We start from the raw sequence: 13,632 nt of genomic DNA on the forward strand, positions 1-13,632 counted from the left end.
CCGGGACGGCACGGCCGAGGTCACCTGGTACGACATCGACCCCTGCTACGTCTTCCACGTCGGTCGGCGGGCTCGTCCTCGGGGACGAAGTCGACCCCGGCCTCCGCGCGCTGCTCCGGGGTGATGGGGGTCGGCGCGGCGGTCAGGGGGTCGTAGCCGGAGGCGGCCTTCGGGAAGGCGATCACGTCGCGGATCGACTCCTGGCGGGCGAGGAGCATGACCACCCGGTCCCAGCCGAACGCGATGCCGCCGTGCGGGGGCGGGCCGAACTTGAACGCCTCCAGCAGGAAGCCGAACTTGGACTCCGCCTCCTGCTTGGACAGGCCCAGCACGTCGAAGACGCGCTGCTGCATCTCGGCGCGGTGGATACGGATGGAGCCGCCGCCGATCTCGTTGCCGTTCAGGACGAGGTCGTAGGCGTCGGCGAGGGCGGAGCCCGGGTCGTCCTGGAAGGAGTCGGCGTACTCGGGCTTGGGCGCGGTGAACGGGTGGTGCACCGACGTCCAGCCGATCTGCTCGCCCTTGTCGTCCTCGACGGGCTCGAAGATCGGCGCGTCCACGACCCAGACGAACTTCCAGGCGGACTCGTCGATCAGGCCGCGGCGGCGGCCGATCTCCAGGCGCGCGGCGCCGAGGAGCTCCTGGGTGGAGTGCCGCTTGCCGGCGCCGAAGAAGACCGCGTCGCCGGGGGAGGCGCCGGTCTTGGCGGCGAGGCCGTCCTTCTCGGCGTCGGAGAGGTTCTTGGCGACCGGGCCGCCGAGGGTGCCGTCCTCCTGGACGAGCACGTAGGCGAGGCCGCGGGCGCCGCGGGCCTTCGCCCAGTCCTGCCAGCCGTCGAGCTCCTTGCGGGTCTGGGAGGCGCCGCCGGGCATGACGACCGCGCCGACGTACGGGGCCTGGAACACGCGGAACGACGTGCCGGCGAAGTACTCCGTCATGTCGGTCAGCTCGTTGTCGAACCGCAGGTCGGGCTTGTCGGAGCCGTAGCGGGCCAGCGCGTCGGCGTAGGTGATGTGGGGGATCGGGCGGGGGATCTCGTACCCGGCGATCTCCTTCCACAGGCGCGCCACGAGGTCCTCGCCGACCGCCAGGACGTCGTCCTGCTCGGCGAACGACATCTCGATGTCGATCTGGGTGAACTCGGGCTGCCGGTCGGCGCGGAAGTCCTCGTCGCGGTAGCAGCGGGCGATCTGGTAGTAGCGTTCGAGGCCGCCGACCATGAGCAGCTGCTTGAACAGCTGCGGCGACTGCGGGAGCGCGTACCAGTGGCCGGGCTGGAGCCGGACCGGGACGAGGAAGTCGCGGGCGCCCTCCGGGGTGGAGCGGGTGAGCGTGGGCGTCTCCACGTTCACGAAGCCGTGCGCGCGCATCACCTCGTGCGTCAGGAACGAGGCCTCCGAGCGGATCCTCATCGCCCGCGCGACGCTCTCGCGGCGCAGGTCGAGGTAGCGGTACTTGAGGCGGATCTCCTCGTTGACGTTGACGTCGCCCTCGATGGGGAACGGCAGCGGCGCCGCGTCGGAGAGCACCTCGATGCGGGCGGCGGCGACCTCGACCTCGCCCGTGGGCAGCTCGGGGTTCTCGTTGCCCTCCGGCCGGACGCGGACCTTGCCGACCACCTTGACGCAGTACTCGGCGCGCAGGTCGTGCGCGGTGTCCTCCTCGCGGAAGACGACCTGCGCGGTGCCGGAGGCGTCGCGCAGGTCGATGAACGTGACGCCGCCGTGGTCGCGGCGGCGGCCGACCCAGCCGGCCAGCGTTACCTGCTGCCCAGCGTGCTCCTTGCGGAGCGTCCCCGCCTCGTGGGTGCGGATCATTTCGAGAGCCTTTCCTTCAACGTCGTGGTGAGGTCGGTGAGCGGGACGGCGGTCTGCTCGCCCTCGGCCAGGTCCTTGACCTGGGCGACGCCGTCCGCGATATCTCGCTCCCCGAGGATCACGGCGTACCGGGCGCCCGAGCGGTCCGCGTCCTTCATGGCCCCCTTGAGCCTCTTGCCGCCGAACGCCATGTCGGCGGCGATCCCGGCGCCGCGCAGCTCGGCGACGAGCGCGAACAGGCGCCGCTCGGCGGTGTCGCCGAGCGGCACGCCGAACGCCTCGCAGCGCGGCTTGGCGGCGAACGCGGGACCCTCCCCGCCCGAGGACTCGGCCTCCAGGGCGAGGATCGTGCGGTCCAGTCCGAGCCCGAACCCGATGCCGGGCAGCGGCGGGCCGCCGATGTCCTCCGACAGCCCGTCGTAGCGGCCGCCGCCGCCGATGCCGGACTGGGCGCCGAGCAGCGGGTGGTCGAACTCGTAGGTGGTGCGGGTGTAGTAGTCGAGGCCGCGGACGAGGGTCGGGGTGTCCTCCCACTCGATGCCGAGGTCGGCGAGCAGCTCCCGGACGCGGTCGTGGTACGCCTTGCACGCCGGGCACAGGTGGTCGGCCATCAGCGGGGCGCCCGCGAGCTGCTCGCGGACCTTGGGGCGCTTGTCGTCCAGCACCCGCAGCGGGTTGATCTCGACGCGGGCGCGGGTGTCCTCGTCCAGGTCCAGGCCGCGCAGGAAGTCCTGCAGCAGGGCCCGGTAGGCGGGGCGGCACTCCTTGCAGCCGAGCGAGTTCAGCAGCAGCCGCACCCGGGTCAGGCCGAGGGACCGGTACCAGTTCCACGCGATCGCGATCGTCTCGGCGTCGACCTGGGGGTCCTCGCTGCCGATCGCCTCCAGGTCGAGCTGGTAGAACTGCCGGTAGCGGCCCTGCTGCGGGCGCTCGGCGCGGAACGCGGGCCCGGTCGTCCACACCTTGGCCGGCAGCGACGCCTTGTGCAGGTTGTTCTCCAGGACGGAGCGCAGCACCGACGCGGTGAACTCGGGACGCAGCGTCAGCGACCGGCCGCCCCGGTCCTCGAAGGTGTACATCTCCTTGGACACCACGTCGGTGGACTCGCCGACGCCGCGCCGGAACAGGTTGGTGTCCTCGAACACCGCCAGTTCCAGGTAGCCGTAACCGGCCAGCCTCGCCTGCTCGGCGAAGGCCTCCCGGATGGCGTAGAAGAGGTCCGCTCGCGGCGGAACGTATTCGCTGACCCCCTTCGGGGCCCGGAAGCTCGAACTCATGGTCTTTTAGATCAGAATCCCTTGTCAGGTCCGTCCGCGGGGACCAGCTCCGAAAGGAACGGGTTGGTCGCGCGCTCGCGGCCGATTGTGGTCTGCTCGCCGTGGCCGGGCAGGACGGCCGTCTCGTCGGGCATCGTGAGGCACACCCGGGACAGGCTGGCGAGGATCTGCTCGTACGATCCGCCCGGCAGGTCGGTGCGCCCGATGGAGCCGGCGAACAGCAGGTCGCCGGTGAACATCACGTCCGGGATCTGCTGCGCCTTCGGCGTCCGGAACGTCACCGACCCGGGCGTATGGCCCGGCGCGTGGTCGACGGTGAAGTTCAGCCCGGCCAGCTCCAGCACGGCCCCGTCGGCCAGTTCCCGCACGTCGTCGGGCTCGGACAGCTCCAGACCGCCGAACAGCTGCTGCCCGGCGCCCAGGGACAGGCCCTTGGCCGGATCGGTCAGCAGGTCGCGGTCGTCCGGGTGGACGTAGGCCGGGACGTCCTTGGCGCCGCAGACCGGCGCCACCGACCAGACGTGGTCGAGATGGCCGTGCGTCAGCAGCACCGCGACCGGCTTCAGCCGGTGCTCGCGCAGGATCTCCTCGATCCCGCCCTCGGCGTCCTGGCCGGGATCGATGATCACGCACTCCTCACCGGCGGCGGGCGCCACGACGTAGCAGTTCGCGGCGAACGATCCAGCGGGGAACCCGGCGACGAGCACGGTCGTCCTTCCTTAGAACCATCTCGGGTGGGCGTGTTCGAGGGTACCGGCGCGGCCACGGCCACCGCGAACGAGTTGGCGCGGCCGACGTGTCGCGGGGCGCGGCCGGGCGGGGCGCCGCCGGGCGGGAGGCGCTCCCTGAACGCGGAGGCGCTTTTACTCCCCGGTACCGCTACTATGCGCTGCACGTTCACCTGATCACACCGGAAGGCGAGGCACGTGGCGGCGAAGGACCGCAAGAAGCAGCTCGCGCGGCAGCGCTACGAGCGGCAGCGGCAGCGGCAGGCGCAGGAGGCGGCGCGGGCGCGCCGACTCAAGATCATCACCGCCGCGGCGGTGGTGGCGGTCATCGTCGTCGGCGGCGCCGCGTTCATGGTGCTCACCAAGGACGACGAGTCCACCGCCGCCGGGCCCCGGTGCACCTACAAGGCGGCCCAGCAGGACGGCGCCCCCAAGGGCGTCGGCACCCCTCCGGGCAAGCCCGCCTACACGGACGTCGTCCAGACGACGATGAAGACCAACCAGGGCGACGTGGAGGTGCAGCTGTACGGCGGCAAGGCTCCGTGCACGGTCAACTCCTTCGCGTACCTGGCGCAGAAGAACTTCTTCGACAAGACGACGTGCCACCGGCTGACGAGCGGCGGGCTCAACGTCCTGCAATGCGGCGATCCCACCGCGAAGGGCACCGGCGGGCCGGGCTACCAGTTCGCGAACGAGAACACGAGCGGCGCCACGTACACCGAGGGCACGCTCGCCATGGCGCACAGCAGCTTGCCGGACTCCAACGGCAGCCAGTTCTTCATGGTCTACAAGGACTCGCAGCTCCCGCCGGACTACACGGTGTTCGGGAAGATCACCAAGGGGCTGGACGTGCTGAAGAAGATCGCCGACGCGGGCTCGGACCCGAAGGGCGACGGCAAGCCCAAGAAGAAGGTAGAGATCCAGGACGTCACGATCGCCGGGAAATAGGCGAACGGGATACTAAGGTGTGGAGGGTCCGGTCGCCGTGAGCGCGTCCGGACCCGCGATTCAGGAGGCAAGGGTGTCCAGCGCGACCGATCCCTGGGGCCGGGTGGACGAGGACGGCACCGTCTATGTCAGGACGGCCGACGGCGAGCGGGTCGTCGGCTCCTGGCAGGCCGGCGCGCCCGAAGAGGCCCTGGCCTACTTCAAGCGCAAGTACGACGCGCTCGCCACCGAGATCGGCCTTCTCGAGCAGCGGGTCCGCACCACGGACCTGCAGCCGGGCCAGGCCCAGCAGGGCATCGACCGGCTGCGCGAGGCCGTCGCCGACGCGCACGCCGTCGGCGACCTCGACGCCCTCCTGCGCCGCCTGGACGGCCTGACGGAACAGGTCGGGCGGCGCCGCGAGGAGGTCAAGGCCCAGCGCGAGCAGCACCGGCACGAGGCCCGCGACACCAAGGAGCGGATCGTCGCCGAGGCCGAGCGCATCGCCGTCGAGGAGACGCACTGGAAGAACGGCGGCGAGCGCCTGCGCCTCCTGGTCGAGGAGTGGAAGGCCGCCGACCGGATCGACCGCCCCACCGAGACCGCGCTGTGGAAGCGGCTGTCGGCCGCCCGCAACGCCTTCACCAAGCGCCGCAAGGCCTACTTCGCCACGCTCGACGACCAGCGCGAGGAGGCCCGGCGGGAGAAGGAGCGCCTCGTCGCCGAGGCCGAGGCGATGGCGGGTTCCACCGACTGGGGCGACACGGCCGCCGCCTACCGCGACCTGATGCGCCGCTGGAAGCTCGCCGGGCGCGCCTCCCGGGACGCCGAGGAGGACCTGTGGGCCCGCTTCAAGGGCGCCCAGGACACCTTCTTCCAGGCCCGCAGCGCGGCGTTCGCCGAGCGCGACGCCGAGTTCCGCGGCAACGCCGAGGAGAAGGAGAAGATCCTCGCCGAGGCCGAGCGGCTGCTGCCGGTGCGGGACGTCCGGCAGGCCCGCCAGTCCCTGCGCGCGATCCAGGAGCGCTGGGAGGCCGCCGGGATGGTGCCGCGCGACCAGCGCGACCGGCTGGAGGGGCGGCTCCGCAAGATCGAGGAGGCCGTGCGCTCCGCCGAGGAGAACGAGTGGCGCCGCACCAACCCCGAGGCCCGCGCTCGTGCCGAGGCCACGGTGGCCCAGCTGCGCAGCTCCATCGAGCAGCTGGAGAAGCGGCTCGGCAAGGCCCGTGAGGCCGGCCGCCAGAAGGACGTCAAGGAGGCCGAGGAGGCCCTCAGCGCCCGCCGCGCCTGGCTCGAAGAGGCCGAGCGCACGCTCGCCGAGTTCTCCTGACCCCGGCCGCCCTCAGGCCGAGCGGCCCAGGAAGGCGAGCATGCGCGTCTGCTCGTCGGCGCCGCGCGGAGCGGGCAGGGGCGGTGCCAGATGCCCCTCGGACCGCAGTGAGGCGGCGACCACCTGGGCCGTGGCGAACGCGTGGTGGACGAGGTCCGGGTCGAGGCGCGAAGGCTGCCCCGTGGCCCGGGCCAGGTCCCAGGCGTGCACCAGCGGCTCCAGGATGTAGCCCTCCAGGAAGTCGCCCAGCGGCAGCTCGCCCAGCCCGTCGAAGGGGATGGGGCGGTGGAGCGCGTCGGGGGTGAGCGCCGCCGCGCACTCCTTGCGGGCCGCCCGCCAGCTCATCAGGACGTCGCCCGCGACGAACCGCGCGGGGGCGGCGTTGACGTCCGGCTCGGGCTGTCCCGTGGCCAGCGCCCGGACCAGGAACTGGCCGCCGGTCACGTGGCCGGCGACGTCCCGGGCGGTCCACCCCGCGCAGGGCGACGGCGCGTCCCACCCGTCGCGGGGGACGCCGGCCACCAGGCCCTCGAAGAGGTCGAGGGCCCGGTGGTAGCCGCTGAGGTTGTGAGCCATGGTGGTCAGTGACGCGCGATCCGGCGGCGCTGTCAAGCGCTATCGCGAACCTCGCGGGGACCGGCTCACACGGCGGGGGAGCCGCGCTGCCGGAGCATCGCGTTCATCTGCGTGATCTCGGCCTGCTGCCCTTCCACCATCGTGCGGGCGAGGCGCCGCACCCGTTCGTGCCCGGTGCGCTCCAGCACCGCCCGCGCCATGGCCACGCCGCCGCGGTGGTGCGCGATCATCAGCTTCAGGAACAGCACCTCGGCGTCGCGGCCGGACGCCTTCTCCAGGTCGGCGAGCCGGTCGCGGGTCGCCATGCCGGGCATCGGGGCCCCGCCGCCGGGGTGGCCGCCGTGCCCGGACATCCAGCGCATCCGGCCGGACGGGTCGGCCTTCGGCACGCCCCACTCGTCCAGCCAGGCCGTCATCATGCCGATCTGGGCGGACTGGGTGTTGATGATGTCGAAGGCCAGCAGCCGGGTCTCGGGATCGTCCGTGCGGTCCCTCACGGTGAACGACATCCGCACCGCCTGGGCGTGGTGCACGCTCATGTCGCGGGCGAAGCCCGCCTCGGGGCCGTCCGTGCCGGGCCGTTCCGAGCGGGAGACGGCGAGCGCGACCAGGACGGCCCCGGCGAGCAGGACCAGGGCCGCGAGGACGACGGTGGCGCGCCGTCCCCGCGGCGCCTCGGCGGCCTCGCTCACGGGGCGTCCTTGCCGCCCGAGCAGGCCGCGCCCGGCTCGGGGGTCTGCGGGCCCTTCACGAAGGCCCGCAGGAACTGGTCCACCCGCGCGTCGGTGGCCTGCTGGAGCTTCAGCTGCCTGCCCCACGCGGTGAGCGTGACCGGGGAGTCCTGGTCCGGGTAGGGGCTGAGGAGCGTGTAGTCGGTCGCGGAGACCTTGCCCTTCAGCAGGTCGAGCTGGTCCGCGGGAAGGCCGGGCCGGTAGGTGATCCAGACGGCGCCGTGCTCCAGGGAGTGGACGGCGTGCTCGTTCAGCAGCGGCGTCTCGTAGACGCGGCCGTCGCAGTTCTGCCACACGGGGTTGTGGTCGCCGCCCATCGGCGGGTCGGTGTCGTACTTGACGCTGCCGCCGACGTGGCCGCGGCCGAGGTCGTCCTTGGTCACGAGGCCGGGGACGGAGGAGGAGCCGTCGGCGGACGACGACCGGGTCTGCATGAACGTGAAGCCGATGGCGACGACCGCCACCAGGCCGATCACGGCGAAGAAGGCGATGCCTCCCCACGGGATCTCGCGCTGTGTCAGCGCGTTCTTCGTGGCGGTCCTGCCGCGCGCGTTGGCGTTGTGGGCGTTCGCGTTGCGGGCGTTCTTGTTCCGGGCGCTCTTGGACATGAGGGCGTCCTCTCAGGTGCTGTGGGTCAGGAAGGACAGGGCAGCGCCGCGTCGGCCATGGGCGTGGACGCGGACGGTGCGATCGGCCGGAGGGCCGGTCCTTCTACAGCCGGAGGACCTGGAGGGAGGGCCAGGACGCGGGGGCGAGCCGCGTGCAGGCCGGAGGGGTGAACGCCCAGCCGAGACGGGCGGGCAGGCGCGAGACGGGCCGGCGCAGCACGGCGGCCAGGCCCAGCAGGACGAGGGTGAACAGGACGGCCAGGCACAGGCACGCGTCCATGGGAACGGGCGCGGGCGTCTTGGTCGGGGCGACGGCCGGCGCGTCCTGTGCGAGGCCGTGAGAGCCGCTGAGCGCCGCGGCCGCGGCGTCCGGCTGTTCGTGGCCCGTGGACGCCGACACGGCTCCGACGGGAACGCTCACGGCGTGCTGGGTGCACACGCGCGGCGGGGGCGCGTGGCCCAGCCCGTAGCTGAACACCAGCCCGCCCACGACGAACAGCGCCACGAGCAGCCCTGCCAGCCCGTGGCGTCGACGGGGGGCCGTACCGGACACCGTCACGCTCCTGGTCGCGTCTTCCGGGCTGGTCCAACGCCGCAGCCGTCCCAGGGGTTCCCGCCCGCCGGACGCGCGTGCGGAACGGTCCCGCACGGAGCCGCCCGACCGTCCGGGACTGTCCGCGCCGCGAGATAGTGTCGGAGCGTGACCAGCAGGGCGGATTCGGGCGAGCCGGAAGGCCTTTTCGACCCTCCGGAGCGGGACGGAGCGGTTTCGGCGGAGGTGCGGCCGGAGCCGCCGGCGGCGCCCGCCCGGGGCGGCGCGGAGCAGCCCCTCGCGGTCCGCATGCGCCCCCGCGCCCTCGACGAGGTCGTCGGGCAGGGGCACCTGCTCGGCCCGGGCACGCCGATCCGGCAGCTCGTCGACCGGGACGTGCCGATGTCGCTCGTGCTGTGGGGGCCGCCGGGCACCGGCAAGACCACCCTCGCCACCGTCGTCAGCCATGTCACCTCCCGCCGGTTCGTAGAGGTCTCCGCGGTCAGCGACGGCGTCAAGCGCGTCCGCGCCGAGATCGACCTGGCGCGCCGGGAGCTCGGCATGACGGGCCGCCAGACGGTCCTGTTCGTCGACGAGGTGCACCGCTTCAACAAGGCCCAGCAGGACGCCCTGCTCCCCGCCGTGGAGAACCGCTGGGTCTCGTTCATCGGCGCCACCACCGAGAACCCGTTCTTCTCCGTCATCAGCCCGCTGCTGTCGCGGTCGCTGCTGCTCACCCTGGAGCCGCTCGGCGAGGACGACCTGCGCGAGGTCGTCCGCCGCGCCCTCACCGAGGAGCGCGGGCTGAACGGGGCGGTCACCCTCGACCCCGCCGCCGAGGACCACCTCATCCGGCTGGCCGGCGGCGACGCCCGCCGCACCCTCACCTACCTGGAGGCCGCCGCGCTCGTCGTCGACGACGGCGGGGCGATCGACACGGACGTGCTGGAGAAGGCCGTCGACCGGGCCGCCGTCCGCTACGACCGCGAGGGCGACCAGCACTACGACGTCATCAGCGCGTTCATCAAGAGCATCCGCGGCAGCGACGTCGACGCGGCGCTGCACTACCTCGCCCGCATGATCGAGGCCGGCGAGGACGCCCGGTTCATCGCCCGGCGGCTGATCGTGCACGCCAGCGAGGACGTCGGCATGGCCGACCCGACCGCGCTGCAGACCGCGGTCGCCGCCGCGCAGGCGGTGGAGTTCGTCGGCCTGCCCGAGGCTCGCATCAACCTGGCCCAGGCGGTGATCCATCTCTCCCTCGCGCCGAAGTCCAACGCGGTGATCACGGCGGTGGACGGGGCGCTCGGCGACGTCCGCAAGGGGCTCGCCGGACCCGTCCCGGGGCACCTGCGCGACGCCCACTACAAGGGCGCGGCGAAGATCGGGCACGGGCAGGGCTACAAGTACGCGCACGACCACCCCGGCGGCGTGGTCCGTCAGCAGTACGCGCCAGACGCGGTCGACGGACGGGAGTACTATCGCCCGACCAGGCACGGCGCGGAAGCCCGGTTCACCGAGGTGCTCGCGCGGATCCGCTCCGTCCTGCGCGGCGCCGCGGACCGGCGATGATCGTTCTTCGCCGGCCGGTGCTCCCGCCAAGCGGCGTGGTGGACCGGTAAGGTCTGTCAGGCCATGCCCGGCCCCGTGCCGGCCTCACGCGAACGGAAAGCCCTGATGCTTACTGGTGGACAGCTAGCAGGCCTCATCGTGGCCGTGTTCTGGGCGGTGCTCGTCTCGTTCGTCGCGCTCACCCTGCTGAAGCTCTCCAAGCTGCTCGGCGAGGCCAGCGAGCTCGTCCGCGACATCGGCGAGCAGGCCGGCCCGCTCATGGAGGACATGACCCGGACGGTGAAGCGCGCCAACGAGCAGCTCGGCCGCACCGACGTCATCACCAGGCAGGTCGCCGGCGTCACCCAGAACGTCTCGGCCGTCACCACCGTGATGACCTCGGTGGTCGGCGGGCCGCTGGTGAAGGCCGCCGCCTTCTCCTACGGCGTCCGCAAGGCCCTCGGCCACCGCGACGGGGAGGAGCGCGCCGCGTCCGGACGTCCGGAGCTGCCGGCCCGCTCTTCGGGTAGGGGACGCAGATGAGGCGGCTGTTCTGGCTCTCGGTCGGCGCGGGCGCCGGCGTCTACGCCACGCACCGCGTCAAGCGGCGCGTGGAGCGTTTCACGCGCGCCCTGTCGCCCGAGAGCGTCGCCGCGCGGGCGGTGTCGAGCGGGCAGAACGCCGGCGAGCGGCTGAGGCTTTTCGCCTCCGACGTCCGTACCGAGATGCGGGCCCGCGAGGAGGAGCTGCGCGAGGCCGTCCGGATGGACCAGGCCCCGCCGGACGGCGGCGGGCCGCAGGCCCGCCGCGTGCTCAAGGCGAGATACACGATCATCGAGAACGACAAGGATGGCCACTGATATGGAGTCGGCAGAGGTCGCACGCCGCTTCCTCGGGTTCTTCGAGGAGCGCGGGCACACGGTGGTGCCCTCGGCCAGCCTGGTCGCCGAGGACCCGACGCTGCTTCTGGTCAACGCCGGCATGGTCCCCTTCAAGCCGTACTTCCTCGGCCAGCGCACCCCTCCGTCCCAGCGGATGACGAGCGCGCAGAAGTGCGTGCGCACGCCCGACATCGAGGAGGTCGGGAAGACCACCCGGCACGCCACCTTCTTCCAGATGCTGGGCAACTTCTCCATCGGCGACTACTTCAAGGAGCAGGCGATCCCCTTCGCCTGGGAGCTGCTGACCCGTTCGCGGGAAGACGGCGGCTTCGGTTTCCCCGAGGAGAGGCTCTGGGTCACCGTCTTCAAGGACGACGACGAGGCCCACGGCATCTGGCACGAGAAGGTCGGCGTCCCCCTCGACCGCATCCAGCGGCGCGGCATGGAGGACAACTTCTGGTCGATGGGCGTGCCCGGCCCGTGCGGCCCCTGCTCGGAGATCTACTACGACCGCGGCCCCGAGTACGGCCGCGAGGGCGGCCCGATCGCCGACGAGGACCGCTACCTGGAGGTCTGGAACCTCGTCTTCATGCAGTTCGAGCGGGGCCCCGGGGAGAGCAAGACCGACTTCCCGATCCTCGGCGACCTGCCGGCGAAGAACATCGACACCGGCATGGGCCTGGAGCGCATGGCGGCGATCCTGCAGGGCGTCGACAACATCTACGAGACCGACACCCTCTGGCGGGTCCTCGACCGCGCCGCCGGGCTGACCGGCACCTCCTACGGCCGCGACCACCGCGCGGACGTGTCGCTGCGCGTCGTCGCCGACCACGTCCGCAGCGGCACGATGATGGTCGCCGACGGCATCCGCCCCGGCAACGAGGGCCGCGGCTACGTGCTGCGCCGCATCCTGCGCCGCTCCATCCGCAACCTGCGCCTGCTCGGCGGGCAGGACGCCGGGCTCATGCACGAGCTGACGGCCGTCTCGATCCAGGCGATGGGCGAGCAGTACCCGGAGCTGGTGCGCACCGCCGCGAACATCCACACCGTCATCGACGCGGAGGAGGAGTCCTTCCTCCAGACGCTGCGCACCGGCACCGCGATCTTCGACACCGCCGTCGACGACACCAAGCGCTCCGGCGGCGCGACCCTGGCGGGCGAGCAGGCGTTCAAGCTGCACGACACCTACGGCTTCCCGATCGACCTCACCCTGGAGATGGCGTCCGAGCAGGGCCTCCAGGTGGACGAGGAGGGCTTCCGCCGGCTCATGAAGGAGCAGCGGGACCGCGCGAAGAAGGACGCCCGCGACAAGAAGACCGGCAACCTCGACGTCTCCGTCCTGGACGAGCTGCTCACCGGCGCGGGCGGCAGGGTCGACTTCACCGGCTACGGCAGCCTGGCCGGCGACGCCCGCCTCGTGGGACTGCTGGTGAACGGCGCCAACGCGCCCGCCGCCGGGGAGGGCACCGAGGTCGAGGTCGTCCTCGACCGCACCCCGTTCTACGCCGAGGGCGGCGGCCAGCTCGCCGACCACGGCCTGATCAGGTTCGGCAACGGCGCCGTGGTCGAGGTGACCGACGTGCAGGCACCCCTCGCCGGGCTCATCGTGCACCGCGGACGGGTCCGCAGCGGCGAGGCGCAGGCCGGCGACACCGCCTACGCCGAGGTCGACGTGGAGCGGCGCCGGGCGATCTCCCGCTCGCACACCGCGACCCACATGGTGCACGCCGGGTTCCGCCGCGCGCTCGGCGAGTCCGCCGCGCAGGCCGGGTCGGAGAACTCGCCCGGCCGGTTCCGGTTCGACTTCACCGCGTCCGGCGCGGTCCCCGCGAGCGTGCTGCGCGACGTCGAGGACGAGGTGAACGAGGTCCTGGTCGGCGACCTGGACGTGCGCGCCTTCCACACCTCGATCGACGAGGCCCGCGCGATGGGCGCGCTCGCGCTGTTCGGCGAGAAGTACGGCGACGAGGTGCGGGTCGTCGAGGTCGGCGACTACTCCCGCGAGCTGTGCGGCGGCACCCATGTCGCCCGCAGCGGGCAGCTCGGCCTGGTCAAGGTGCTGGGCGAGTCGTCCATCGGCGCCGGCGTCCGGCGCGTCGAGGCGCTCGTCGGCATCGACGCCTTCCGCTTCCTGGCCCGCGAGAGCGTCCTCGTGGCGCAGCTCGCCGAGCAGATGAAGACCCGCAAGGAGGAGCTGCCCGAGCGCGTCTCCGGCGTGGTCGCCCGTCTGCGGGACGCCGAGAAGGAGCTGGAGAAGCTCCGCTCCCAGCAGGTCCTCGCGATCGCGGGGTCCCTCGCCGAGGGCGCCAAGGACGTGGCCGGCACCGCCTTCGTGGGGCACCGCGCCCCCGACGGCACCGGCGCCGACGACCTGCGCAAGCTCGCCGTCGACATCCGCGGCCGCCTGACCTCGCGCCCCGCGGTCGTGATGGTCGCCGGGGCGCCGAAGGACCGTCCCGTCGTGGTCGTCGCCGTCACCCAGGGGGCGCGTGACCGCGGCCTGAAGGCGGGCGCCCTCGTCGGCCTGGCCGCCAAGGCGCTCGGCGGGGGCGGCGGCGGCAAGGACGACCTGGCCCAGGGGGGCGGCGCCGACCCCGCCGCGATCGGCGACGCCCTCGCCGCCGTCGAGCGGGCGGTAGGGGCCGCGTGAGCCCGGGTTGCGCTCCGAGCCGCC

The 13,632-nt window shown here is 72.7% G+C and carries 13 protein-coding genes; 6 read left to right on the forward strand and 7 right to left on the reverse strand.

Going from position 1 to position 13,632, the window contains the following annotated elements; translation table 11 throughout:
* Nucleotides 1–20: 20 nt before the first annotated feature.
* The 3 genes from aspS to AB0C87_RS34875 are packed head-to-tail and all read right to left on the reverse strand — an operon-like array spanning nt 21 to nt 3,801.
* A complete protein-coding gene (gene aspS, locus AB0C87_RS34865; RefSeq protein WP_360581356.1) occupies nt 21–1,817 on the reverse strand; it encodes an aspartate--tRNA ligase in 1,797 nt (598 codons plus the stop codon).
* A complete protein-coding gene (hisS, locus tag AB0C87_RS34870; protein ID WP_360581357.1) occupies nt 1,814–3,094 on the reverse strand; it encodes a histidine--tRNA ligase in 1,281 nt (426 codons plus the stop codon). The genes aspS and hisS overlap by 4 nt, the downstream gene beginning before the upstream one ends.
* An 11-nt stretch (nt 3,095–3,105) precedes the next feature.
* Nucleotides 3,106–3,801, reverse strand: a complete 696-nt coding sequence (locus AB0C87_RS34875; RefSeq protein WP_345179046.1) for an MBL fold metallo-hydrolase — start codon at nt 3,799–3,801, stop codon at nt 3,106–3,108.
* Between the two features lie 219 nt (nt 3,802–4,020).
* On the opposite strand from AB0C87_RS34875, the gene AB0C87_RS34880 reads away from it, so the two are divergent.
* Nucleotides 4,021–4,770, forward strand: a complete 750-nt coding sequence (locus tag AB0C87_RS34880; protein ID WP_345179045.1) for a peptidylprolyl isomerase — start codon at nt 4,021–4,023, stop codon at nt 4,768–4,770.
* Nucleotides 4,771–4,843: 73 nt separating this feature from the next.
* Nucleotides 4,844–6,079, forward strand: a complete 1,236-nt coding sequence (locus AB0C87_RS34885) for a DUF349 domain-containing protein (RefSeq protein WP_345179043.1) — start codon at nt 4,844–4,846, stop codon at nt 6,077–6,079.
* Nucleotides 6,080–6,091: 12 nt separating this feature from the next.
* Here the strand turns inward: AB0C87_RS34885 and AB0C87_RS34890 are convergent, their stop codons facing one another.
* The 4 genes from AB0C87_RS34890 to AB0C87_RS34905 form a co-directional block, all read right to left on the reverse strand.
* On the reverse strand, nt 6,092–6,655 hold the full coding sequence (locus AB0C87_RS34890; RefSeq protein ID WP_345179041.1) for a TIGR03086 family metal-binding protein: 564 nt from the start codon (nt 6,653–6,655) through the stop codon (nt 6,092–6,094).
* A gap of 65 nt (nt 6,656–6,720) precedes the next feature.
* Nucleotides 6,721–7,347, reverse strand: a complete 627-nt coding sequence (locus AB0C87_RS34895; protein WP_353835193.1) for a DUF305 domain-containing protein — start codon at nt 7,345–7,347, stop codon at nt 6,721–6,723.
* Nucleotides 7,344–7,994 carry a DUF3105 domain-containing protein gene (locus AB0C87_RS34900; protein WP_345179037.1) on the reverse strand — a complete coding sequence of 217 codons (651 nt, stop codon included), beginning with the start codon at nt 7,992–7,994 and terminating at the stop codon, nt 7,344–7,346. The genes AB0C87_RS34895 and AB0C87_RS34900 overlap by 4 nt, the downstream gene beginning before the upstream one ends.
* A 103-nt stretch (nt 7,995–8,097) precedes the next feature.
* The gene (locus tag AB0C87_RS34905) at nt 8,098–8,547 is read right to left on the reverse strand and encodes a hypothetical protein (RefSeq protein ID WP_360581358.1); all 450 of its coding nucleotides are present in this window, start codon (nt 8,545–8,547) and stop codon (nt 8,098–8,100) included.
* A gap of 288 nt (nt 8,548–8,835) precedes the next feature.
* On the opposite strand from AB0C87_RS34905, the gene AB0C87_RS34910 reads away from it, so the two are divergent.
* The 4 genes from AB0C87_RS34910 (at nt 8,836) to alaS (ending at nt 13,608) form a co-directional block, all read left to right on the forward strand.
* On the forward strand, nt 8,836–10,098 hold the full coding sequence (locus AB0C87_RS34910; protein WP_345179213.1) for a replication-associated recombination protein A: 1,263 nt from the start codon (nt 8,836–8,838) through the stop codon (nt 10,096–10,098).
* A 105-nt stretch (nt 10,099–10,203) separates the two neighbouring features.
* Nucleotides 10,204–10,620 (forward strand): DUF948 domain-containing protein, encoded by a 417-nt coding sequence (locus AB0C87_RS34915; RefSeq protein WP_353835196.1) that lies wholly within the window; start codon nt 10,204–10,206, stop codon nt 10,618–10,620.
* Nucleotides 10,617–10,937 carry a hypothetical protein gene (locus AB0C87_RS34920; RefSeq protein WP_345179033.1) on the forward strand — a complete coding sequence of 107 codons (321 nt, stop codon included), beginning with the start codon at nt 10,617–10,619 and terminating at the stop codon, nt 10,935–10,937. The genes AB0C87_RS34915 and AB0C87_RS34920 overlap by 4 nt, the downstream gene beginning before the upstream one ends.
* 1 nt (nt 10,938) lies before the next feature.
* Nucleotides 10,939–13,608 carry an alanine--tRNA ligase gene (gene alaS / locus AB0C87_RS34925; protein ID WP_360581359.1) on the forward strand — a complete coding sequence of 890 codons (2,670 nt, stop codon included), beginning with the start codon at nt 10,939–10,941 and terminating at the stop codon, nt 13,606–13,608.
* The last annotated feature ends 24 nt before the right edge of the window (nt 13,609–13,632 follow it).

Source organism: Actinomadura sp. NPDC048021, from assembly GCF_040653135.1.
In the GTDB taxonomy this organism is placed as follows: domain Bacteria; phylum Actinomycetota; class Actinomycetes; order Streptosporangiales; family Streptosporangiaceae; genus Spirillospora; species Spirillospora verrucosospora.